Origin of the sequence: Streptomyces sp. NPDC050416 (genome assembly GCF_044458845.1) — a bacterium.
Lineage (GTDB): Bacteria > Actinomycetota > Actinomycetes > Streptomycetales > Streptomycetaceae > Streptomyces.
Genome location: NZ_JBITII010000002.1, coordinates 750552 through 772309 on the forward strand (window position 1 = coordinate 750552; position 21758 = coordinate 772309).

Genomic DNA, 21758 nt, shown 5'->3' on the forward strand with positions numbered 1-21758 from the left:
CACGGGAGTCTAGGCCCTGATAAAGGCAGGGTAAGCAGCCTGTCACGCCCTGGCATGCGGGGGTGGGGTTTACCTCAGTCGATCCTGGCGGTCTGCCTCATGGCGCGGGTGCCCGCCGCCGGGCACGCTAACGCATATGACCGAACGCATCCCGCCCTTGGGCACCAGCGCGGCCCCGACGGCGGCCGGGCCGGACGACCGCCCGCCGCCGCCCCGGCTCGCCTACGACCGGCACACCTGGAAGGAGATCGCGCATCTCCTGGCGAACCTTCCGGTGGCGCTGGTCGGCTTCACCTATGTCGTGACGGCGATGTTCACCAGCTTCGGGCTGACGGTCACGGTGATCGGGTTCCCGCTGCTCGCGGCCGGTCTGGGCGGCGCTCGGCTGCTGGGCCGGATGGAGCGGGCGAGGGCCAGGGCGCTGCTCGGGGTGCGGGTGGACGAGCCGAGCCGGCTGCCGCTGCGCGGCCGGGGCGGCTTCCTCCAGAAGCTGTGGATGTCGCTGAAGGACCCGGTGGGCTGGCGCACGGTGCTGTACGAGTTCATACGGCTGCCGTGGGGTGTCGTCACCTTCGCCATCACGTTGACCTCGCTGTTCGTGCTGTGGCCGGTGCTGCCGTTCATCGCGCGGGGCCTGACCAACGCCGACCGGGCCATGGTGCGCGGGCTGCTGTCGCCCTCCGACGAGCTGGAGCGGCGCATCGCCGAGCTGGAGTCGGACCGGGGCGTCGTGGTCGACACGGCCGCCGCCGACCTGCGGCGCATCGAACGGGACCTGCACGACGGAGCGCAGGCCCGGCTGGTCAACCTGGCCATGGGGCTGGGCCTGGCCAAGGAGAAGGTGCTGGAGGACCCCGACGCGGCGGCGGCGATGGTCGAGGAGGCGCACGGCGAGGTGAAGCTGGCGCTGCAGGAGCTGCGCGACCTGGCCCGCGGCATCCATCCGGCGGTCCTGACCGACCGCGGCCTGGACGCGGCCCTGTCCGCGGTCTCCTCGCGCTGCACGGTCCCGGTCAAGGTGACGGTCGACCTGCCGGCGCGGCCGGCCGCGGCCATCGAGGGCATCGCCTACTTCACGGTCTCGGAGCTGCTGCAGAACGTCAGCAAGCACAGCGCGGCGAAGTCGGCGTCGGTGGATGTGTGGCGGACGAACGACCGGCTGCTCATCCAGGTGTGGGACGACGGCCGCGGGGGCGCGAGCCTCGACGGCGGTACGGGGATGCGGGGCCTGGCCGAGCGGCTGGACGCCGTCGACGGGCTGTTCGTCCTGGAGTCCCCCGAGGGCGGCCCGACGACGGTCACGGCGGAACTGCCCTGGCGCGACCGCACGGACGACTCCGGCTCCGGCACCCCCTGAGCGGCGCCCTGAGGTAGGGAAAACCCCCCGTCCAAGACGCCGACGGACTCCATGGTCCGCCGACCTGCGGCGGAGCAGGGTGGAGGTACGGGAAGACAGCCGCAGGACGAGGGAGAAGGACGACGCCGATGGCCACGGAGTACGGACAGGGATACGGGCTCGACGGCAGGCCCGGGTTCCCCGGGAGCACCGACCGGCGGCACCGGCTGCCCGCCGCGCTGCGGGCGCCGGTCGAGGGCCGCACCTGGCGGGAGCTCGGATATGTGCTGCTGAGCCTGCCGATCAGCATCCTGCTGTTCACCTACGCGGTCACGATGGTGTCGCTGGGGGCGGGACTGCTGGTGACGTTCCTCGGCATCCCGGTGCTCGCGGCGGGGCTCGCGGGATGCCGTGGCCTCGGGGCGCTGGAGCGGGGGCGGGCGCGGGCGCTGCTGGACCTGGACGTGGCCGGCCCGGAGCCGCTGCGGATGAAGAAGCCGGGCGCGATGGCGTGGATGGGGGCCGTCCTCAAGAGCGGCGCGTCGTGGCGGGCGCTGTTGTACGCGGTGCTGCACCTGCCGTGGGCGGTGTTCTCGTTCGTCGTCGCCGTGAACCTCTGGGTGCTGGGCTGGGCGCTGCTGACGTACCCGCTGTGGTTCTGGGTCTTCCCGATGTACGCCGGGCAGGACGGGATCCAGCTGTACGGCGACGAGACGCACCGGATCTATCTCGACAACCCCTTCGAGATCACGGTGACCGCGCTGGTGGGTCTGCTGCTGACGATCGCCACGCCGTGGATCGTGCGGGCGCTGACGATGGTGGACCGGCTGCTGGTGCACGGGCTGCTCGGGCCGTCGCGGCTGGCCTCGCGGGTGGTGGAGCTGGAGTCGGACCGGGGGGTCGTGGTCGACACGGCGGCGGCGGACCTGCGGCGCATCGAGCGGGACCTGCACGACGGGGCGCAGGCCCGGCTGGTGGCACTGGCCATGGATCTGGGGATGGCGAAGGAGAAGCTCCACGAGGACCCGGAGACGGCCGCGCGGATGGTGGACGAGGCACACGGAGAGGTGAAGACGGCGCTCCAGGAGCTGCGGGACCTGGCCCGGGGCATCCACCCGGCGGTGCTGACCGACCGCGGTCTGGACGCGGCCCTGTCCGCGGTCTCCTCGCGCTGCACGGTGCCGGTGCAGGTCGAGGTCGACCTGGCGGAGCGGCCGGCGCCGGCGATCGAGGGGATCGCGTACTTCACGGTGTCGGAGCTGCTCCAGAACGTCAGCAAGCACGCGCGGGCGACCTGGGCGGGCGTGGAGGTGTGGCGGACGGAGAACCGGCTGATGCTCCAGGTCGTGGACAACGGCGTGGGCGGGGCCGACGTGTCGCAGGGCTCCGGTCTCGCGGGGCTGGCGGAGCGGCTCGACGCGGTGGACGGGATCCTGGTGGTGGACTCGCCGGTGGGCGGGCCGACCCGGGTGACCGCGGAGCTGCCGTGGCGGGGCGCGCACGTGAGGTGACCATCGGCTTCCCCACCACCCCCAACGGCTCCCCAACGCCACCATCGGCTATCCCACCACCCCCCAACCGGTCGGATCGGTCGGACAGCGAGCCGGTCCACCCCCATCCGGCGCCCGTACCTGAAATGCTGGACCCGTCGCACGGGTGGGCGCGGAGCCGTTGTGGGCTGCGGACGGGCGGCGTCGGGCTGTGGGGGGCCGAACATCGTGGAGGACAGGGTGCGGGTGGTCATCGCCGAGGATTCAGTGCTGCTCAGGGAGGGCCTGACCCGGCTGCTGACCGACCGGGGGCACGAGGTGGTCGCCGGGGTCGGTGACGGCGTGGCACTGATCAAGACCATCACGGAGCTGGACGCGCAGGGCGAGCTGCCGGACGTCGTGGTCGCCGATGTGCGGATGCCGCCGACGCACACCGACGAGGGCGTGCGGGCGGCGGTGCAGTTGCGCAAGGCGCACCCGGAGCTCGGTGTGCTGGTGCTGTCGCAGTACGTGGAGGAGCGCTACGCCACGGAGCTGCTCGCGGGATCCAGCCGGGGCGTCGGCTATCTGCTGAAGGACCGGGTGGCCGAGGTCCGGGAGTTCGTGGACGCGGTGGTGCGGGTGGCCGAGGGCGGTACGGCCCTCGACCCGGAGGTCGTCGCGCAGTTGCTGGGCCGCAGCCGCAAGCAGGACGTGCTCGCGGGACTGACCCCGCGGGAGCGGGAGGTGCTGGGGCTGATGGCCGAGGGCCGGACGAACTCGGCCATCGCCCGGCAGCTCGTGGTCAGCGACGGAGCGGTCGAGAAGCACGTCAGCAACATCTTCCTGAAGCTGGGGCTCTCCCAGAGCGAGGGGGACCACCGCCGGGTGCTGGCCGTGCTGACATACCTCAATTCGTGAAACTCCCGACATGAAGGTCAGGACGCTCGATCGTCTCAAAGTCGTGTCCAACATGCGAATGACCCGAAGAAGGCGACCCTTACGGTCGTAGTGTTGATCCTGGGAACGCCTGCGGGAAGGCCTTCCCAGGACAGCCGCCTCGAGGGAGGTCCAGTTCAGTGACCAGCCAGGTCAGTAGCCCAGCGGAGCAGGCCGACGAAACTGTCGTAGGAGAGCAGCGCAAAGCGGCGGGCACGAAGGACGTTCGTCGCCTCGACCGGGTGATCATCAGGTTCGCGGGGGACTCGGGTGACGGCATGCAGCTCACCGGTGACCGTTTCACCTCGGAGACCGCGTCGTTCGGCAACGACCTGTCGACGCTGCCGAACTTCCCGGCCGAGATCAGGGCGCCCGCCGGGACCCTGCCGGGCGTGTCGTCCTTCCAGCTGCACTTCGCCGACCACGACATCCTCACGCCCGGTGACGCGCCGAACGTGCTGGTGGCGATGAACCCGGCCGCGCTGAAGGCGAACGTCGGCGACCTGCCGCGCGGCGCGGAGGTGATCGTCAACACGGACGAGTTCACCAAGCGGGCGATGCAGAAGGTCGGCTACGACACCAGTCCGCTGGAGGACGGGTCGCTGGACGGCTACCACGTCCACCCTGTGCCGCTGACCACGCTCACCGTGGAGGCGCTGAAGGAGTTCGACCTCAGCCGCAAGGAGGCCGAGCGCAGCAAGAACATGTTCGCGCTGGGCCTGCTGAGCTGGATGTACCACCGGCCCACCGAGGGCACGGAGAGATTCCTGAAGTCGAAGTTCGCGAAGAAGCCCGACATCGCGGCGGCCAACATCGCCGCCTTCCGGGCCGGCTGGAACTTCGGCGAGACCACCGAGGACTTCGCCGTCTCCTACGAGGTCGCCCCGGCGGCCACGGCGTTCCCGCCGGGTGTCTACCGCAACATCTCCGGCAACCTCGCCCTGTCGTACGGCCTGATCGCCGCGAGCCGGCAGGCGGATCTGCCGCTGTACCTGGGGTCGTACCCGATCACGCCGGCGTCGGACATCCTGCACGAGCTGAGCAAGCACAAGAACTTCGGGGTGCGGACCTTCCAGGCCGAGGACGAGATCGCCGGTATCGGGGCGGCGCTGGGCGCTGCCTTCGGCGGTTCGCTGGCCGTGACGACGACGAGCGGCCCGGGTGTGGCGCTGAAGTCGGAGACGATCGGTCTGGCCGTCTCGCTGGAGCTGCCGCTGCTGATCGTGGACATCCAGCGCGGTGGCCCGTCGACCGGTCTGCCGACCAAGACCGAGCAGGCCGACCTGCTCCAGGCGATGTACGGGCGCAACGGCGAGGCCCCGGTCCCGGTGGTCGCGCCCCGTACGCCGGCGGACTGCTTCGACGCCGCGCTGGAGGCCGCCCGGATCGCGCTGACGTACCGCACGCCGGTGTTCCTGCTCTCCGACGGTTATCTGGCCAACGGCTCCGAGCCGTGGCGCATCCCGGATCTGGAGGAGCTGCCGGACCTGCGGGTGCAGTTCGCGCAGGGGCCGAACCACACGCTCGACGACGGCACCGAGGTGTTCTGGCCGTACAAGCGCGACCCGCAGACACTCGCCCGGCCGTGGGCGATCCCGGGCACGCCGGGTCTGGAGCACCGGATCGGCGGCATCGAGAAGGAGGACGGCACGGGCAACATCTCCTACGCCCCGGCCAACCACGACTTCATGGTGCGCACCCGGCAGGCGAAGGTGGACGGCATCGACGTCCCGGACGTCGAGGTGGACGACCCGGACGGCGCCCGGACCCTGGTCCTCGGCTGGGGCTCGACGTACGGGCCGATCACGGCCGCGGTGCGGCGGCTGCGCCGGGCCGGGGAGTCGATCGCACAGGCGCATCTGCGCCACCTCAACCCCTTCCCGAAGAACCTCGGCGCGGTCCTCGGGCGTTACGACAAGGTGGTGATCCCCGAGATGAACCTCGGGCAGCTCGCCACGCTCATCCGGGCGAAGTACCTGGTGGACGCCGACTCGTACAACCAGGTCAACGGTATGCCGTTCAAGGCGGAGCAGCTCGCCGCGGCTCTGAAGGAGGCCATCGATGGCTGAGACGTCCACGCACGGCACGGGCACCATCGAAGCGCTTTCCCTCGTCCCCAAGGCCGAGGGCAGGCAGTCGATGAAGGACTTCAAGTCCGATCAGGAAGTGCGCTGGTGCCCTGGCTGCGGCGACTACGCCATCCTCGCCGCGGTGCAGGGCTTCATGCCCGAGCTGGGGCTGGCGAAGGAGAACATCGTCTTCGTCTCGGGCATCGGCTGCTCCTCCCGTTTCCCGTACTACATGAACACGTACGGGATGCACTCCATCCACGGCCGCGCCCCGGCCATCGCCACGGGTCTGGCGAGTTCCCGCCGCGACCTGTCGGTGTGGGTCGTCACGGGTGACGGTGACGCGCTGTCCATCGGCGGCAACCACCTGATCCACGCGCTGCGCCGCAACGTCAACCTCAAGATCCTGCTGTTCAACAACCGGATCTACGGTCTGACCAAGGGCCAGTACTCGCCGACCTCCGAGGTCGGCAAGATCACCAAGTCGACGCCGATGGGCTCGCTGGACGCGCCCTTCAACCCGGTGTCGCTGGCGATCGGCGCGGAGGCGTCCTTCGTGGCGCGGACGGTCGACTCCGACCGCAAGCACCTGACGGAGGTGCTGCGCCAGGCCTCCGCGCACCAGGGCACGGCCCTGATCGAGATCTACCAGAACTGCAACATCTTCAACGACGGCGCCTTCGACGCCCTGAAGGACAGACAGCAGGCCGAGGAGGCCGTGATCCGACTGGAGCACGGCAAGCCGATCCGCTTCGGCAGCGGCCTGGCCAAGGGTGTCGTCCGGGACCCGGCGACGGGTGATCTGAAGGTGGTGGCGGTGACGCCGGACAACGAGGACCAGGTGCTCGTCCACGACGCGCACGCCGCGTCCCCGACCACGGCGTTCGCGCTGTCCCGCCTCGCCGACCCGGACACCCTGCACCACACGCCGATCGGTGTCCTGCGCTCCGTCGACCGGCCCGTCTACGACACGCAGATGGCCGACCAGCTGGACCAGGCGATCGAGCAGCACGGCAAGGGCGACCTGGCGGCGCTGCTGGCGGGCGGCGACACCTGGACGGTCGTCGGCTGAGCATGCCCCTCGGGGACCGAGGCCCGGGACCGTCTCAGGACGCGGCCCGGGCCTCGTCGTACGCCCGGCGGGCCTTGTCCACGTCGTCCATGCGCCGGTGCGTCCACTGGGTGAGGGCCCGCACCTGCTCGGCGGCCTCGCGGCCGAGGTCGGTGAGGGAGTAGTCGACGCGGGGCGGGATCACGGGCTTGGCGTCGCGATGGACCAGGCCGTCACGCTCCAGGGTCTGGAGCGTCTGCGTGAGCATCTTCTCGCTGACGCCCCGGCCCCCGTAGTCGTTGATCGCCCGGCGCAGCTCGCTGAACCGGTGCGGGCGGTCCAGGAGCTCGATCAGCACGAGCACGCCCCACCGGCTGGTGACGTGCTCCAGCACCAGCCGGTACGGGCACAGGGCCTCGGCGTCGCCGTTACTTACTGCCATGCCAGTACCTTACTTCAAAGTGGGTACTTTCCAAGAGTTAGCGCCTCCCGTAGGGTTAGTGCCATCGCACCCCACAAGGAGAGTCGCCCTCATGAGCATCATCGTCACCGGAGCCACCGGAAACCTCGGCCGTCACGTCGTGGAGCAGCTGCTGGAGAAGGTCCCCGCCGAGCAGATCACCGCGGTCGTCCGCAACGCGGAGAAGGCCGCCGACTTCGCGGAGCGCGGTGTGAAGATCGCACTGGCCGACTACAACGCGCCCGCGTCCTTCGACGGACTGTTCTCCGCCGGTGACAAGGTGCTGCTGGTCTCCGGCAACGAGTTCGACAAGGGCCGCGTGCAGCAGCACAAGGTCGTCATCGACGCCGCCAAGGCGGCGGGTGTCGCCCTGCTCGCCTACACCAGCGCCCCGGGCACGCTGACCGCCGCGCTCGCCGACGACCACCGCGGCACCGAGGAGCTGCTCCTGGACTCCGGCGTGCCCTACACCCTGCTGCGCAACGGCTGGTACCACGAGAACTACACCGAGAACCTCGCCCCGGTGCTGGAGCACAACGCGGTCGTGGCCGCCGCCGGTGAGGGCAAGGTCTCCTCCGCCGCCCGCGCCGACTACGCCGCTGCCGCCGTCGCCGTGCTGACCGGCGAGGGGCATGAGAACAAGACGTACGAGCTGGGCGGCGACACCGCGTGGAGCTTCGCCGAGTACGCGGCCGAGCTGAGTCGTCAGACCGGCAAGGAGATCACCTACAACGCGGTCTCGACCGACGTGCTCACCGGGATCCTGACCGGCGCCGGCCTGCCCGAGCCTCTGGCGCAGACGCTCGCGGGCGTGGACGCCTCCATCGAGAAGGGCGAGCTGGTCGTCTCCACCGGCGACCTGTCCCGGCTGACCGGCCGCCCGACCACCCCGTTCTCCGATGCCATCGCCGCGGCGCTCAAGGGCTGAACTCCCCCGGCGGACACCCCCTTGAGCCGCCACCACCCCGGCTGTCATGACCGTATGCCGATACGGGCATGACAACCGGGGGCGCTCGGCGTTACCGTCGTGGACGCGGAGCACACGTACGGAGGAGGGGCCCGTGAGCGGCAAGCCGAGGGGTGAGCGGCACATAGGACTGCTGAACGGCTTCGCGGCCTACGGGATGTGGGGCCTCGTCCCGCTGTTCTGGCCCCTGCTGAAACCCGCCGGGGCGCTGGAGATCCTGGCCCACCGGATGGTGTGGTCGCTGGTCTTCGTGGGCGCCGCCCTGCTCGTGCTGCGCCGCTGGGCCTGGGCCGGTGAGCTGCTGCGGCAGCCGCGCAGGCTGGGTCTCGTCGCGGTCGCCGCGACGTTCATCACCCTCAACTGGGGCCTGTACATCTGGTCCGTGAACTCCGGGCACGTCGTCGAGGCCTCGCTCGGGTACTTCATCAACCCGCTGGTCACCATCGCGATGGGTGTGCTGCTGCTGAAGGAGCGGCTGCGGCCGGTGCAGTGGCTTGCGGTCGGGACCGGCGCCGCGGCGGTCGTCGTGCTGACCGTCGGCTTCGGCCGGCCCCCGTGGATCTCCCTCGGCCTCGCCTTCTCCTTCGCCACGTACGGGCTGGTGAAGAAGAAGCTGAACCTCGGCGGCGTGGAGTCGCTGGCCGCCGAGACCGTGGTGCAGTTCCTGCCCGCGCTCGGCTTCCTGGTGTGGCTGAGCGCGCGGGGCGAGTCCACCTTCGCCGCCGAGGGCGCGGGGCACGCGGCGCTGCTCGCCTCGGCCGGGATCGTCACCGCGCTGCCCCTGGTCTGCTTCGGCGCCGCCGCCATCCGCGTGCCCCTGTCCACGATCGGCCTGCTGCAGTACCTGACGCCGGTCTTCCAGTTCCTGCTCGGCGTCTTCTACTTCCACGAGGAGATGCCGCCCGAGCGCTGGGCCGGGTTCGCGCTGGTGTGGATGGCGCTGGCGCTGCTCACCTGGGACGCCCTGCGCACCGCCCGCCGGGCCTCCCGCGCACTCACCACCGAGATCAGCGCGCCCAGCACCACCAGGACCACCGGCACGATCAGCGCCACGCGGAACGCCGACAGCGTGGCCTCGGGGCCGGATCCGGTGGACGCCAGGCCATAGACCGCGGTCACCGCCGCGATGCCGATGGCGGAGCCGAACTGGGTGGCGGTGGTCAGCAGCCCGCCGGCCAGGCCCTGCTCCGACCCGGTGACCCCGTCCGTGGCCGCGATCGTCAGCGGCCCGTAGGCCAGGGCGAAGGCGAGGCCCGAGAGGAACAGGGTGGGGAACATCGCGGCGTAGGACCAGTCCATGCCGACCGGCAGGAACAGCCCGTACGCGATCACGGCCAGGACGAAGCCGCCGACGATCACCTGGGCGTTGCCGAAGCGGGCGACCAGCCTCGGGGTGAGCGTCGGGGCGAGGACGGCGTCGACGCCCATGACGATCAGGGCCACCGCCGTCATCAGGGGCGACCAGCCGCGCAGTTCCTGAAGGTAGAGCGTGACGATGAACTGGAAACCGAAGAAGGCGCCGAGGAAGAGCAGCGCTCCCAGGTCGGCGCGCACGACCGGGCCCTGGCGCAGGATCCCGAGGCGGACGAGCGGGTCCGGGCAGCGGCGTTCGAGCGCGACGAAGGCACCGGCCACGAGCAGAGCCGCGAGCCCCGAGACCAGGGTGAGCGGCCAGTCGTGCAGGCCGTGTTCCAGGCGTACGACGGTGTAGGCGGCCAGCAGCATGGCGCCGGCGGCGGTGATCGCGCCGGGCAGGTCGAAGGTGCGCCCCCGCGCGGGTGGGGCGTCCTGCCGGGGCACCAGGCGCACGGCCGCGACGAGCAGGGCGGCGGTCAGCAGTACGGGCGCGAAGAACACCCAGCGCCAGCCGAACTCGGTGAGCAGGCCGCCGATGACCAGGCCGAGGGAGAAGCCGGCCGCGCCGGTCCCGGCGAAGACCAGCAGGGCCTTGTTGCGCTTCGGCCCCTCCTCGTAGGACGTGGTGATCAGGGAGAGCGCGGCCGGGGTCATGAACGCGGCGGCGATACCGGTGACGAACCGGGCGACGATCAGCATCCAGCCGTCCGTCGCGAGGCCCCCGAGTCCGGAGAAGGCGAGGAAGACGGTCAGCCAGAGCAGGAACATCCGCCGCCGGCCGAGCAGGTCGGCGGCCCGGCCGCCGAGGAGGGTGAAGCCGGCATACCCGAGCACGTAGGCGCTCAGCACCCAGGCCGCCGTGCCGGTGGCAAGGCCCAGATCGGAGCGGATGGCCGGGATCGCCACCGCCATCATCGCGACGTCGGCACCCTCGAGGAAGATCGTCCCGCACAGGACGAGCAGCAACGCCCAGGCACGCGTGCCCATGAATCAACACTCCTCTGGTGAAGGTCGGTTACGCAAGCGAGGGTCGGTTCCCTCTTGTAACCACGACCACCCTGCGGCAGCATCGACAGACATGGAAGTAGGCACTTCGAAGTCACCGAGTAACTGCCAGAGCACCGTGGACCACGGCGACGCCGACCCCTTCCAGTGGGACACCCGCGAGGACTGCCAGGTCCGGCAGATCCTCGACCGGATCGCCGACAAGTGGTCGCTGCTCGTCATCGCGCTGCTGGAGAACCGGCGGCTGCGCTTCACCGAGCTGCGCCGGGAGATCGACGGTGTCAGCCAGCGGATGCTGACGGTGACCCTGCGGTCGCTGGAGCGGGACGGCCTGGTGAAGCGCACGGTGCACCCGGTGGTGCCGCCGCGGGTCGAGTACGAACTGACCTCCCTCGGCAGGACGCTGCACACCACCATCCAGTCCCTGGTGACCTGGACGGAGCGGCACCAGGAGGAGATCGCGGCGGCCCGCAGCGCGTACGACGCCCGCGAGGCGGAGGCTACGGCTCCCTAGACAGGGCCCGGGACCGGTGCGCCCGGGCCTTCTCACGGTTGCCGCAGTGCTCCATCGCGCACCAGCGGCGGCGGCCCGGGCGGGAGGTGTCCACGAAGAGCAGCCGGCAGTTGTGGGCGCCGCACTCACGGACGCGGTGGGCGTAGGGGCCGGTGAACAGGTCGATCGCGTCCCGGGCGACCGTGGAGAGCAGCTGGGCTCCGGTGGCGCCCGGGGCCCAGGCGCGGGTGCCGTCCGGCTCGATGCGGGCGACCAACGGGGGCCCGGCCGCGGCGGCGTTGACGACGTCCAGGCGGGCGGCCTGCAGCGGGCGGCCGTGGGCGCGGTCGGCGGCGAGGGGGAACACGGCGTCGCGCAGGGCGCGGACGCGCTCCAGCTCGTCCTCGGTGACGGTGACGTCCAGGCCGTCCGGGAGGCGGCTGCGGGCGGTCCAGGCGACCAGGTCGGCGGGCTCGTGCAGCACTTCGTACCGCGCGAACTCACCGGGGCCGCCCGTCGTCAGCAGTTCCAGGCACAGGGCGCCGGGGTCGAAGCGGAAGGCCTTCCCCTGGTACGAGACCAGCGTCAGGCCGGGCGTCCGGTCCGGCGTTTCCCCTGCGCGTCCACTCACCTAACCAGTATAAGTGGTTACATGACACAGACCCCGGCACCATCCGCCCCCGTGCACTGGAAGATCGTCATCGACGCGAACGATCCGCACGCGCAGGCCGACTTCTGGGCCGCCGCCCTCCGGTACGAGGCCGAGGACAACAGCGCCCTGATCGAGAAGCTGCTCGGCTTCGGGGCCCTGCCCGAGGAGGCCACGGTCGACTTCCACGGCCGGCGAGCCTTCCGGGACCTGGTCGCCGTGCGGCACCCCGAGGACCCGTTCGAGGAGGAGAGCGGGACGGGGCTGGGGCGACGGCTGCTGTTCCAGCGGGTGCCGGAGGCGAAGACGGTCAAGAACCGGCTCCACCTCGATCTGCACCCGGGCGAGGGGCGTCGCGAGGAGGAGGTCGCGCGGCTGGAGGGGCTCGGTGCGCGGGTGCTGCGGCGGGTGGCGGAGCAGGGCGGTGAGTGGGTCGTGATGGCGGACCCGGAGGGGAACGAGTTCTGCGTGCAATGACCCTGCCATGAGCGGCGGCGGTCCGGTGTCCGGCAACGCCCTGTCCCGATATGACCCTTGACGGAGAGTCAGTACCAGCTTCACCATCCAGGCACCCCATTCACTGTGGGCCGCCCGTGGACACCCCACGGGCTTCCCCATGGAATTCGGAGCCCCCACATGAAGCTCTCCGTTTCCGCGCGTGCCGTGGCGTCGGGTGTCGTGGCGACCGCCATGCTCCTGACCGGCGGTGCCGTGGCGGACGCCGCGTCGACTCCCCCGAGACCTGCCGCCGCGCCCGACATACCCCTGGCGGGCGTCAAGGCCCACCTGTCCCAGCTGCAGTCCATAGCCACCGCCAACGGCGGCAACCGCGCGCACGGCCGACCCGGTTACAAGGCCTCGGTCGACCACATCAAGGCGAAGCTGGACGCGGCCGGGTACACCACCACGGTCCAGCAGTTCACCGCCTCCGGCCGAACGGGCTACAACCTGATCGCCGACTGGCCCGGCGGTGACGCGAACCAGGTCGTGATGGCCGGCTCGCACCTCGACAGCGTCTCCTCCGGGCCCGGCATCAACGACAACGGGTCCGGCTCGGCCGCCGTCCTGGAGACCGCCCTCGCCGTGTCCCGGGCGCAGTACAAGCCCACCAAGCACCTGCGGTTCGCCTGGTGGGGGGCGGAGGAGCTCGGCCTGGTCGGGTCCCGCCACTACGTCAACCGGCTGGCCACCGGCGACCGTTCGAGGATCAGTGCCTATCTGAACTTCGACATGATCGGCTCCCCGAACCCCGGCTACTTCGTCTACGACGACGACCCGGCGATCGAGAAGACCTTCAAGGAGTACTTCAGCGGCCTCGGTGTCCCGACCGAGATCGAGACCGAGGGCGACGGCCGCTCCGACCACGCGCCCTTCAAGAGCGCGGGCGTGCCGGTGGGCGGCCTGTTCACCGGGGCGAGCAGGACGAAGACGGCGGCGCAGGCGGCCAAGTGGGGCGGTACGGCCGGGCGGGCCTTCGACCGCTGCTACCACTCCTCCTGCGACACCACCGCCAACATCGACGACACCGCCCTCGACCGCAACAGCGACGCCGTCGCGTACGCGGTGTGGGAGCTGTCGGAGTAGCGGCGCCTACTGGTTGCGGGCGCGTTCGGTCAGGCGGCCCATGCGGGCGCGGGCCGCCTCCAGTTGCTCGATCTCCTCGGCGGCGGGACCGTCCTCGGCGGCGAGTTCGGTCCACAGGCCGATCAGGTCCCGCCCCAGCTCCAGGCCGACCGCCGGGTCGCGCACGGCGCGCCAGGCGGTGGCCGCGCTCCGCACGTTGCCGTAGGCGGCCTCCGCGTCGCCCGAGCGGCGGCGGGCGCCGGCCAGGTCGAGCGAGAGGTGGAAGGCACGGAGCGGGTCGCCGGCCAAGTAGGAGATGTACGCGGTCAGTTCGCGCAGCCGGAGCACTTCGGGGTGCTCCGGCCCGAGCGTCCCCGACGCCTCCGCGACGGTCTGGTCCGCCAGCCCGGCGGCCGCGTCGATCCGGCCCTCCTTGACGGCCTCGTTGATCCGCGCGACCGGCTCCGCGAGGAGGGCGGGCGCGGCGGGGTCGCCCGGGGCGCCGAGGGGTTCGTCGCCGAGCACGGCCTCCGCGACGGCGTCGAAGCCCCGGGCGGGAGTCGGCTTGGCGTCGGCTTCGGCCGCGAGCAGCTCCGCTTCGGACATCGGCTCGGGTTCCCGCCTGCGGTGCGGGGCCGGGGTGGTTCCGGGGACGGGGAGCGGCTGGACGTCCATGAGCGGAGGCGGCCCGAACTCGCCGGTCGGGGGTGCGACGGTGCCGGGCGGGGTGTCCTCCGGCTCGGGGCGCGGCGCCTCCGGTACGGCTCGCAGCTCGAACGTCGGCGAGGGCTGATCGGCCGGCTGCGGCTCGGGTACCGCTCGCAGCGGGAACGTCGGGGCCGTGCCACGGGCGGGCTCCGGTACGGGGCGCAGGACGTGCGTGGCCCTGTCCTCCTGCGGGTGCTGCCGCTCCGGCGCGGGCGGCTCCGTCGCCGCCTCCACCGAGGGCGATCCTGCGGCGGTGACGGCGTCCTCCTGCGGGACCGTGCGGACCGGCTCGGCGGTGAAGCGGCTGGAGCCGTCCGGGTCGACCTGGAGCGGCACGACGTAGCCGATGCGCTCGTCGTGGATCGTGGCGAGGACGGGATGGCCGGTGGCCAGGGCGATGTGGTGAAGTCGGTTCAGGACGGCCTGCTGGATCTCCTCGCCGGGGGCCGCGAAGACGGGGACGCCGCCGACCGACGCGCCGTCGCAGACACCCCCCGCGCCGGCTCCCGGGACCGCTCCTGACGGGACGGCTCCTGACGGGACCCCTCCGGCCGGAGCCGCTCCCGCCGGGTCCGCTCCGGTCCCGGGGACACGGACGTCGATCGGCGCCGCCGGGGTCGCCGCGTGCGCGGCCTGCTTCTGTTCCCGCTTCTTCTCGCGGCTGAGTCGGGCCATCGTCCCCTCATTCGGCGTCGTCCTACTGTCGAGTGTGTCCGCTCGCTCCCGTTTCTCACGTCACCGCGGTGTCACAGGCTCGTCCCAAGGGTTCCAGGTCCCGGCATGGATCGTTCCGCTTGGCATGAGGATCGGGCGTACGAGGGAGGAGAGGGGCATGCAGACAGGCATGCGACAGGGGCCGGAGATCTGGATCCGCGGCCCGGTGACCAGCCAGGAGCCGGGGCCGCCGGAGCCCGCTCACGCCCATGCCGCGGCACGGCGTTTCTCCTGGGTCGGCACCCACGGCGGGGCGGGCGTCTCCACCCTCGCCGCGGTCTACGGCGGTCATGACAGCGGCCGCGTCTGGCCCGGCCCGGGCGATCCGGCGTCGGTGCTGCTGGTCGCGCGGACGCACGCGGCCGGGCTGGACACGGTCGCCGGTGCCGTGGAGATCTTCCGGCGCGGTCAGGCACCGCCCGGGCTCGACCTCGACGCCGTCGTCCTCGTGGCGGACGCCCCGGGCCGGCTGCCGCGTCCGCTCGCCCAGCGGGTCAAGTCGCTGGAGTCGGTCATCGACGTGTACCGGGTGCCGTGGGTGCCGGCCTGGCGGCTGGGCGAGCTGGGTCGCCCGCCGCGCGAGACCTCGGCCCTGGTCCGGCTGACGGGAGCGGCGCACTGACGGCGGTGCCCCTGTCGGCCGGGGAGATCGCGGCGGGCGTACGGGCCGGGGAGCTGCGCGCGGTCGAGGTGGTCGAGGCGGCGCTGGAGCGGATCGAGCGGGCCGATCCCGAGCTGTGCGCGTTCGTCGAGGTGTGGCGCGAGGAGGCGTTGCGGCGGGCGGGCGAGGTGGACGCGTGCCTCGGCCGGCGGGCCGGGGATGTCGCCCGAAAGGGGGAAGCGCTGTCGCTCGCCGGGGTGCCGATCGCCGTGAAGGGGCGGCACGGGCTGCGTGCGGCGGGGCCGCTGCTCGCGGCGGGCTGTGTCGCCGTGGGCGCGACCTCCGTGCCCGGGCCGGGAACGCCCTGGCAGACCTGGGGGCTGGGCGCCCGTGGCCGGACGGTCAACCCGTGGCGGGCGGACCGTACGCCGGGCGGCTCGTCGGCCGGGGCCGCGGTGGCGGTGGCGGCCGGGCTGGTCCCGCTGGCGACGGGCGGCGACGGTGCCGGGTCGGTGCGGATCCCGGCGGCGTGGTGCGGGGTGACCGGCCTGAAGACCACGGCCGGACGACTGCCCTCCGCCGACCGTACGGGACTCGCGGTCCCCGGTGTCCTCGCCCGCTCGGCGTCGGACGCGGCGGCCTGGTGGCGGGTGGTGTCCCAGGAGCAGGTGCCGACCGGCACGCCGCTCCCCGTCACCGCCGTCTGGTCGTCCGACCTGGGCTTCGCCAGGCCCGACCCGGAGCCCGTCACGCTCGCCCGGGCGGCGGTCGAACGGCTCGCGGCGGCGGGTGTCGTACGGCTCGTACGGCCGCGGGTGCCGTTGCGGCTCACGGACCCCGGGCCCGCCTGGCTCGCCCTGCGCACCCCCGGTGCCGATCCGGGCGAAGCCCACCGTGTCCGGGCGGAGAACGACCGGCGGCTGGCCGCGCTGTTCGCCGAGGCCGAGCTGCTGCTGACGCCGACCACGCCCACCCCGCCGCACGGTCACGACGGCCCGGGCGACCGCTACTCCACCTCTCTCACCTGGGCGTTCAACCTCAGCGGGCATCCGGCCCTGAGCCTGCCGGCGGGCTTCGGCGGCGACGGCTGCCCGGCCGGGCTGCAGCTGGTGGCGCCGCAGGGCCGGGAGGCACTGCTGCTGGCCGTGGCACGGGAGGCGGAGGTGCGCGTCGGGAGCCGAGGACACCCCTGGCGGATTTAGATGCGCACGCATATGATGCAAGCGCGTGTAATTGACCCGCACCTACTTTCTGGGGGACCCTCATGACCCGTCGTTTCCTCTTCGTCCTGGGCAGCGCCCGTGCCGACGGCAACACCGAGCTGCTGGCCCGCGCGGCCGCCGAGCAACTGCCCCCGGACGTCGAACAGCAGTGGATCGACCTCGCCGAGCATCCGGTGCCCGACTTCGAGGACCTGCGGCACGACAGCGACCACGTGCGCCCGACCGAGGGCAACGTGGCACTGCTGCTCGACGCCACCCTCGCGGCCACGGACATCGTGATCGCCTCGCCCCTGTACTGGTACTCGGTCTCCGCGCACACCAAGCGCTACCTGGACTACTGGTCGGGCTGGCTGCGCACGCCCGGCCTCGACTTCAAGGCGACCCTGGCCGGACGCACCCTGTGGGGAGTCACCGCGCTCGCGCACACGCAGCCCGAGGTGGCCGACCCGCTGGTCGGCACGCTCAACAACTCGGCCGCGTACATGGGGATGCGGTTCGGCGGGGTGCTGCTCGGCAACGGCAGCAAGCCCGGTGACGTACGGAACGACACCGAGGCAATGGCCCGGGCCAAGACGTTCTTCGCGCGGGAGGCGCCCCTGGCCCGGTTCGTGTACGAGGACTGAGGGCTACGAGGACTGAGGGCTACGAGAACTGAGTGCTACGAGAACCGAGGGCCAGGAGTACTGGCGCTACGCGGTGATGTCCTTCGTCGTGAAGCGCGCCCAGGCCGCCGAGCCGAACACCGCCGCGTACAGGGCCTGGAGGCCGAGGTTCTTCGCCAGGTCGTCCCAGTAGACGGGTTCGCGCATCAGGTCGGCGAAGGACAGCCAGTAGTGCGAGAAGAAGTAGGGCTGGAGGGCGTGCAGTTGCGGGATCTGGTCGAGGATCTGGACCGTGATCAGCAGGCCGACGGTGGTCGCCATCGCCGCGATGCCGCTGCCCGTGAGCGTCGAGACGAACAGTCCGAGCGCCGCCACGCCGATCAGTGACGCGGCGACGGCCAGGGCGATCAGCAGGGCTCTGCCCAGACCCTCGGCGAAGCTGATCTGCGTGCCGGAGATGGTGGTCAAGTCGCCGAGCGGGAACAGCAGCACGCCGACCGTCAGCGCCGAGACGGCCACGACGAGGGTGGCGGCCAGGCAGAAGATGACGACGGTCGCGTACTTGGTGAGCAGCAGGCGGGTGCGGCCGGCCGGGGCGACCAGCAGGTAGCGGAGCGTGCCGGCGTTCGACTCGCCGGCGATCGCGTCGCCCGCGACGACGCCGATCGCCATCGGCAGGAAGAACGGCAGGGTGGCGGCCAGCGCGGTGAAGACGAGGAACAGGCCGTTGTTCGTGATCTGCGAGATGAACGCCGGTCCCCCGCCGCCACCACCGCCCGGCGAGGAACCGTCGCTCGTCTCCATCTTGACGGCGATGCCGACCAGGACGGGCACGCCCGCCAGCACGGCCAGCAGTGCGAGGGTGCGCCAGCGCCGGAAGGTGGTGGTGAGCTCGCTGCGCAGCAGCCCGAAGGTCCACAGCGGGCTCACCGGCCGTACAGCCTTGGCCGCTTCAGCCTGCGACATCGAAACCCTCCCCGGTCAGCGCCACGAACGCGTCCTCCAGCGAGGCCCGTTCGACCGTGTAGCCGCGGACCCGCACCCCGGCCGTGACCAGCGCGGCGTTCACCTCGGCGAGGTCGCGCTCCGGCGGTTCGCCGGTCACCCGGTCGTCCGTGACGACGACGTCGCCGACGCCCTGCTCCTTCAGCACCCGGGCCGCCTCCGCCGGATCCGGCGTGGTCACCACCAGCCGGCCGCGCGCCCCGGCGGACAGCTCGGCGACCGGGCCCTGGGTGATCAGACGGCCCTGTGTCATCACGGCCGCGTGGGTGCAGACCTGCTCGATCTCGTCGAGCAGGTGGGAGGAGAGGAAGACGGTCGTGCCGTCCGAGGCCAGTTCCCGTATGAGCGTGCGGATCTCGCGCATGCCCTGCGGGTCGAGGCCGTTGGTCGGCTCGTCGAGCACGAGCAGCCGGCGCGGCTGGAGCAACGCCGCCGCCAGGCCCAGGCGTTGTTTCATGCCCAGTGAGTACGCCTTGGCCTTCTTGCCCGCGGCGGCCGTCAGGCCCACCCGGTCCAGCGCGGCGGCGACCCGGGCCTTCCGGGTGCGCGGATCTGCGGCCGGGTCGGCGGAGTCGTAGCGGACGAGGTTGTCGCGGCCGGAGAGGAAGCCGTACAGGGCCGGCCCCTCGATGAGGGCGCCGACGTGGGGCAGGACGGCGCGGGTGGCCCGGGGCATGGACTGCCCGAGCACCGTCGCCGTGCCGGAGGTGGGCTCGATGAGGCCCATCAGCATGCGGATGGTGGTGGTCTTGCCGGAGCCGTTGGGACCGAGGAAGCCGAAGACGCTGCCCGCCGGGACGGTCAGGTCGAGGCCGTCGACGGCGAGCTGTCCGCCGCGGTAGCGCTTGGTGAGCGCGCGCGTGGCGATGACCGGGTCCCCGGCCTGATCGCCCCGCTGCTCCGGCTCCGTGGCGGACGGTTCGCCCATCGGCTTCCTCGTTCTCTCCGAGTCCCGCGGGAGTTCGGGACTTACTTCCCGGCGTCGGCCGCCTTCACGAGCGCGTCCTTGGTGACGGCGCCCACGTAGACCTTGCCGTCGTCGGTGATCAGGGCGTTGATCAGGCGGGTCGAGAAGACCGTGCCCGAGCCGAACTTGCCGGTGACCTTGTCGCCGAGCGAGTCGATGAAGCCGCCGAACTCGCCGCCGGCCTTGCCCGAGGGCATGCCCTCGCCGCCGGTGTCGAAGGTGGCTATGGAGCTCCAGCCCTCGCCGATGGTCTTCATGCCGTCGTGGCCCTTGCCGGGGCCCTCCCCGGCCTTGGGGGCGTGCTCGCGCGCCCCGCCCTTGTCGAAGCCCTTGCCGAAGTGCTTGTCGGAGCCCTTGCCGAAGTCCTTGGCGGCGTCCTTCTCCTCAGTGACCTTCGCGCCCTTGGGCGGGGTGAAGTCGAAGGCCGAGGCGGCCGGCTTGGCGAAGCTGACCTGGGTGAAGCCCGCGTCGACGACGGCGGCGCCGCCGCTCGCCGGGGTCAGCGTGAACTTCAGCGGCATGCCGGTCTTCGCGTCCACGGCCACGGTGACCGCGCCGACGGTCGAGCCGGACTGCTTCGGCTTGATGACCAGCTTGTAGGCGTCCCGGCCGGCGACCTGGGCGGTGCCGTCCACGGTCACGGCGGTCGTGTCGTCGGTGGCCTTCAGCGCCTCCTCGGCGAAGTCCTTCGGCGCGGCCGGCGGCTGCTGGTCCTTCCCGCGCTCCGGGCTGTCGGAGGCGGTGCCGTGGTAGACCTCGTTCGACTTGCTGTCGTAGCCCCAGACGTCCTTGCCGTTGTGGACGATGCTGTACTCGGCGGCGTTCTCCAGCAGCGACAGCTTCTGCTTGTCCGGGCCGTCGGCCGCGACACGCAGGGTGTGCGTGCCGGAGGCCAGTTCCGTGAGCTTGGCCGTCGGGTCGGCGGAGGAGCCGCCCTGGCCCCGGCTCGCGGCACCGGACATCAGGCTGCTCTCCAGCCCGCCGAGGTCCGGCAGGCCGAGGTCCGTGCTGATCTTCACCGTGCCGGACAGCTGCTGGATGTCCGACTGGGCGATCTTCTCGATGAGCTGCTGTGCGGTGATCTTCGGGAGGTCGGGGTCACCGGAATCGGCGAGTGCGGGGACCAGCCCGATCGTCGCGGCCGCCACCCCCACCACCGTGACCGGGACGACGTACCGCGCGGCTTTGCGCCGCCCGGAGCGCTGCTCGTCGGCCTCCCCGGCGGTCGTGCTGTCGTCGGATGCGTACGGTGCCATGTGTGCCCTACCTCCGTGATCGGCGGCGGCTGTCCGTGTCGTGCACGCACTCGTCCCTGAGCCGCCATTCTCACCCGAACTGGTGAGGAGTGGTGCTTTCCGTGGTGACCATCTGACCAAATCGGCCGGCGAGATACGTCAGACCCCGGGCTCAACTCCACGTACTGCTGCGGTATGACACGAGAGGGCCGCATCTCCCCCGACCCGTAGGGGTCGTGGGGGAAAACGCGCTAACCGGCCCGGTGCACCACCGCGTCGGACAGCTCCACCAGCGCCGTCTTCGCGGTGCAGTCGGGCAGCGGCGCCAGCGCCGAGCGGGCGTCCTGGGCGTAGCGGACGGTGTCCCGCCGGGCCTGTTCCAGCGCCGGGTGGGCCCGCAGCAGGCGCAGGGCCTCGGCGTGCCGGTCGTCGTCGGTGAGGTCGGAGTCCAGCAGCTCGCACAGGGCGATGTCCTCCGCGAGTCCGAGCCGGGCCGCGCGCTCGCGCAGCCGCAGCACGGGGAGCGTGGGGATGCCCTCGCGCAGGTCGGTGCCGGGCGTCTTGCCGGACTCGTGGGAGTCGGAGGCGATGTCCAGGACGTCGTCCGCGAGCTGGAAGGCGACACCGAGCCGCTCGCCGTACTGGGTCAGCACGTCCACGACCGTGTCGTCGGCGCCGGACATCATCGCCCCGAACCGGCACGACACCGCCACCAGCGAGCCGGTCTTGCCGCCCAGCACGTCCAGGTAGTGCTCGACCGGGTCGCGGCCGTCCTGCGGTCCGGCCGTCTCCAGGATCTGCCCGGTCACCAGCCGCTCGAACGCCTCGGCCTGCACCCGCACCGCCTCCGGGCCGAGGTCGGCCAGGATGTGCGAGGCGCGGGCGAAGAGGAAGTCTCCGGTGAGGACCGCGACGGAGTTGCCCCAGCGGGCGTTCGCGCTCGCCACCCCGCGCCGCACCGTGGCCTCGTCCATCACGTCGTCGTGGTACAGCGTGGCGAGGTGGGTCAGCTCCACGACGACGGCCGAGGGCACGATCCCGGGCGCGTACCGGTCGCCGAACTGGGCGGCGAGCATCACGAGCAGCGGACGGAACCGCTTGCCACCGGCCCGGACCAGGTGCTGGGCGGCCTCCGTGATGAAGGGCACCTCACTCTTGGTGGCCTCGAGCAAGCCTTCCTCGACAGCCGCCATCCCGGCCTGGACATCGGCCTCCAGAGCCTGGTCCCGCACGCTCAGCCCGAACGGCCCGACGTCGGTCACGAGGGGTCTCCTGTCTGCTGGTGTCTGCCGGTGATTACGCGGTTTGTCGATAGGTCGCTGCCATCACTCGAGTCAGCGTATCCG

At 71.8% G+C, this 21758-nt stretch carries 20 protein-coding genes and 1 pseudogene; 13 read left to right on the forward strand and 8 right to left on the reverse strand.

Annotated elements, in window-relative coordinates:
- Positions 1 to 136: 136 nt before the first annotated feature.
- The 5 genes from ACIBL4_RS08560 (at position 137) to ACIBL4_RS08580 (ending at position 6885) form a co-directional block, all read left to right on the forward strand.
- The gene (locus ACIBL4_RS08560) at positions 137 to 1357 is read left to right on the forward strand and encodes a sensor histidine kinase (protein WP_399407715.1); all 1221 of its coding nucleotides are present in this window, start codon (positions 137 to 139) and stop codon (positions 1355 to 1357) included.
- Between the two features lie 128 nt (positions 1358 to 1485).
- Entirely contained in the window at positions 1486 to 2847 is a 1362-nt protein-coding gene (locus ACIBL4_RS08565; protein ID WP_399407717.1) for a sensor histidine kinase, read from the forward strand.
- Between the two features lie 219 nt (positions 2848 to 3066).
- Entirely contained in the window at positions 3067 to 3726 is a 660-nt protein-coding gene (locus ACIBL4_RS08570) for a LuxR C-terminal-related transcriptional regulator (protein WP_399408136.1), read from the forward strand.
- A 158-nt stretch (positions 3727 to 3884) separates the two neighbouring features.
- The gene (locus tag ACIBL4_RS08575) at positions 3885 to 5813 is read left to right on the forward strand and encodes a 2-oxoacid:acceptor oxidoreductase subunit alpha (protein ID WP_399407719.1); all 1929 of its coding nucleotides are present in this window, start codon (positions 3885 to 3887) and stop codon (positions 5811 to 5813) included.
- Complete coding sequence (locus ACIBL4_RS08580; protein ID WP_399407721.1) at positions 5806 to 6885, forward strand: 2-oxoacid:ferredoxin oxidoreductase subunit beta; 1080 nt, start codon at positions 5806 to 5808, stop codon at positions 6883 to 6885. Before ACIBL4_RS08575 ends, ACIBL4_RS08580 begins: the two co-directional genes overlap by 8 nt.
- A gap of 34 nt (positions 6886 to 6919) precedes the next feature.
- On the opposite strand, the gene ACIBL4_RS08585 is transcribed toward ACIBL4_RS08580, so the two are convergent.
- A complete protein-coding gene (locus tag ACIBL4_RS08585; RefSeq protein ID WP_399407723.1) occupies positions 6920 to 7306 on the reverse strand; it encodes a winged helix-turn-helix transcriptional regulator in 387 nt (128 codons plus the stop codon).
- A 91-nt stretch (positions 7307 to 7397) separates the two neighbouring features.
- Between ACIBL4_RS08585 and ACIBL4_RS08590 the strand changes: the two genes are divergently transcribed.
- Together ACIBL4_RS08590 and rarD are read left to right on the forward strand one after the other, a co-directional pair.
- Positions 7398 to 8252 (forward strand): SDR family oxidoreductase, encoded by an 855-nt coding sequence (locus ACIBL4_RS08590; RefSeq protein ID WP_399407725.1) that lies wholly within the window; start codon positions 7398 to 7400, stop codon positions 8250 to 8252.
- Positions 8253 to 8385: 133 nt separating this feature from the next.
- A complete protein-coding gene (gene rarD, locus ACIBL4_RS08595; protein ID WP_399407727.1) occupies positions 8386 to 9399 on the forward strand; it encodes an EamA family transporter RarD in 1014 nt (337 codons plus the stop codon).
- 80 nt (positions 9400 to 9479) lie between these two features.
- Here the strand turns inward: rarD and ACIBL4_RS08600 are convergent.
- Positions 9480 to 10634: pseudogene (locus ACIBL4_RS08600) on the reverse strand (MFS transporter); the annotation flags it as partial.
- 91 nt (positions 10635 to 10725) lie between these two features.
- Here ACIBL4_RS08600 and ACIBL4_RS08605 point away from each other — a divergent pair.
- Positions 10726 to 11166 carry a winged helix-turn-helix transcriptional regulator gene (locus tag ACIBL4_RS08605; RefSeq protein WP_399407729.1) on the forward strand — a complete coding sequence of 147 codons (441 nt, stop codon included), beginning with the start codon at positions 10726 to 10728 and terminating at the stop codon, positions 11164 to 11166.
- On the opposite strand, the gene ACIBL4_RS08610 is transcribed toward ACIBL4_RS08605, so the two are convergent.
- Positions 11153 to 11776, reverse strand: a complete 624-nt coding sequence (locus tag ACIBL4_RS08610; protein WP_399407731.1) for a CGNR zinc finger domain-containing protein — start codon at positions 11774 to 11776, stop codon at positions 11153 to 11155. The two genes, ACIBL4_RS08605 and ACIBL4_RS08610, sit on opposite strands and share 14 nt — an antisense overlap.
- A 21-nt stretch (positions 11777 to 11797) precedes the next feature.
- Here ACIBL4_RS08610 and ACIBL4_RS08615 point away from each other — a divergent pair, with 21 nt between their 5' ends.
- A complete protein-coding gene (locus ACIBL4_RS08615) occupies positions 11798 to 12271 on the forward strand; it encodes a VOC family protein (RefSeq protein ID WP_399407733.1) in 474 nt (157 codons plus the stop codon).
- Between the two features lie 159 nt (positions 12272 to 12430).
- The gene (locus ACIBL4_RS08620) at positions 12431 to 13378 is read left to right on the forward strand and encodes a M28 family metallopeptidase (RefSeq protein ID WP_399407735.1); all 948 of its coding nucleotides are present in this window, start codon (positions 12431 to 12433) and stop codon (positions 13376 to 13378) included.
- 6 nt (positions 13379 to 13384) lie between these two features.
- On the opposite strand, the gene ACIBL4_RS08625 is transcribed toward ACIBL4_RS08620, so the two are convergent.
- The gene (locus ACIBL4_RS08625; protein ID WP_399407737.1) at positions 13385 to 14740 is read right to left on the reverse strand and encodes a tetratricopeptide repeat protein; all 1356 of its coding nucleotides are present in this window, start codon (positions 14738 to 14740) and stop codon (positions 13385 to 13387) included.
- Positions 14741 to 14897: 157 nt separating this feature from the next.
- Here ACIBL4_RS08625 and ACIBL4_RS08630 point away from each other — a divergent pair, with 157 nt between their 5' ends.
- The 3 genes from ACIBL4_RS08630 (at position 14898) to ACIBL4_RS08640 (ending at position 17226) form a co-directional block, all read left to right on the forward strand.
- A complete protein-coding gene (locus tag ACIBL4_RS08630) occupies positions 14898 to 15401 on the forward strand; it encodes a DUF6668 family protein (protein WP_399407739.1) in 504 nt (167 codons plus the stop codon).
- Positions 15402 to 15406: 5 nt separating this feature from the next.
- Positions 15407 to 16582: an amidase gene (locus ACIBL4_RS08635; RefSeq protein WP_399407741.1), complete on the forward strand. Its 1176-nt coding sequence runs from the start codon at positions 15407 to 15409 to the stop codon at positions 16580 to 16582.
- Between the two features lie 62 nt (positions 16583 to 16644).
- Entirely contained in the window at positions 16645 to 17226 is a 582-nt protein-coding gene (locus ACIBL4_RS08640) for a flavodoxin family protein (protein ID WP_399407743.1), read from the forward strand.
- 66 nt (positions 17227 to 17292) lie between these two features.
- Here ACIBL4_RS08640 and ACIBL4_RS08645 read toward each other — a convergent pair whose 3' ends face one another.
- The 4 genes from ACIBL4_RS08645 to ACIBL4_RS08660 form a co-directional block, all read right to left on the reverse strand.
- Complete coding sequence (locus tag ACIBL4_RS08645; RefSeq protein WP_399407745.1) at positions 17293 to 18171, reverse strand: ABC transporter permease; 879 nt, start codon at positions 18169 to 18171, stop codon at positions 17293 to 17295.
- The gene (locus tag ACIBL4_RS08650) at positions 18158 to 19138 is read right to left on the reverse strand and encodes an ABC transporter ATP-binding protein (protein WP_399407747.1); all 981 of its coding nucleotides are present in this window, start codon (positions 19136 to 19138) and stop codon (positions 18158 to 18160) included. Before ACIBL4_RS08650 ends, ACIBL4_RS08645 begins: the two co-directional genes overlap by 14 nt.
- A 41-nt stretch (positions 19139 to 19179) precedes the next feature.
- Positions 19180 to 20433, reverse strand: a complete 1254-nt coding sequence (locus ACIBL4_RS08655) for an outer membrane lipoprotein carrier protein LolA (protein ID WP_399407749.1) — start codon at positions 20431 to 20433, stop codon at positions 19180 to 19182.
- A gap of 230 nt (positions 20434 to 20663) precedes the next feature.
- Positions 20664 to 21674 (reverse strand): polyprenyl synthetase family protein, encoded by a 1011-nt coding sequence (locus tag ACIBL4_RS08660; protein ID WP_399407751.1) that lies wholly within the window; start codon positions 21672 to 21674, stop codon positions 20664 to 20666.
- Positions 21675 to 21758 lie beyond the last annotated feature (84 nt).

What these genes read in the sequence shown, in the direction of transcription:
- ACIBL4_RS08560 (WP_399407715.1), top strand. Translation starts at nt 137, where the DNA reads ATGACCGAACGCATCCCGCCCTTGGGCACCAGCGCGGCCCCGACGGCG.
- ACIBL4_RS08565 (WP_399407717.1), top strand. Translation starts at nt 1,486, where the DNA reads ATGGCCACGGAGTACGGACAGGGATACGGGCTCGACGGCAGGCCCGGG.
- ACIBL4_RS08580 (WP_399407721.1), top strand. Translation starts at nt 5,806, where the DNA reads ATGGCTGAGACGTCCACGCACGGCACGGGCACCATCGAAGCGCTTTCC.
- ACIBL4_RS08585 (WP_399407723.1), bottom strand. Translation starts at nt 7,306, where the DNA reads ATGGCAGTAAGTAACGGCGACGCCGAGGCCCTGTGCCCGTACCGGCTG.
- ACIBL4_RS08590 (WP_399407725.1), top strand. Translation starts at nt 7,398, where the DNA reads ATGAGCATCATCGTCACCGGAGCCACCGGAAACCTCGGCCGTCACGTC.
- ACIBL4_RS08605 (WP_399407729.1), top strand. Translation starts at nt 10,726, where the DNA reads ATGGAAGTAGGCACTTCGAAGTCACCGAGTAACTGCCAGAGCACCGTG.
- ACIBL4_RS08615 (WP_399407733.1), top strand. Translation starts at nt 11,798, where the DNA reads ATGACACAGACCCCGGCACCATCCGCCCCCGTGCACTGGAAGATCGTC.
- ACIBL4_RS08620 (WP_399407735.1), top strand. Translation starts at nt 12,431, where the DNA reads ATGAAGCTCTCCGTTTCCGCGCGTGCCGTGGCGTCGGGTGTCGTGGCG.
- ACIBL4_RS08625 (WP_399407737.1), bottom strand. Translation starts at nt 14,740, where the DNA reads ATGGCCCGACTCAGCCGCGAGAAGAAGCGGGAACAGAAGCAGGCCGCG.
- ACIBL4_RS08630 (WP_399407739.1), top strand. Translation starts at nt 14,898, where the DNA reads ATGCAGACAGGCATGCGACAGGGGCCGGAGATCTGGATCCGCGGCCCG.
- ACIBL4_RS08640 (WP_399407743.1), top strand. Translation starts at nt 16,645, where the DNA reads ATGACCCGTCGTTTCCTCTTCGTCCTGGGCAGCGCCCGTGCCGACGGC.
- ACIBL4_RS08645 (WP_399407745.1), bottom strand. Translation starts at nt 18,171, where the DNA reads ATGTCGCAGGCTGAAGCGGCCAAGGCTGTACGGCCGGTGAGCCCGCTG.
- ACIBL4_RS08650 (WP_399407747.1), bottom strand. Translation starts at nt 19,138, where the DNA reads ATGGGCGAACCGTCCGCCACGGAGCCGGAGCAGCGGGGCGATCAGGCC.
- ACIBL4_RS08655 (WP_399407749.1), bottom strand. Translation starts at nt 20,433, where the DNA reads ATGGCACCGTACGCATCCGACGACAGCACGACCGCCGGGGAGGCCGAC.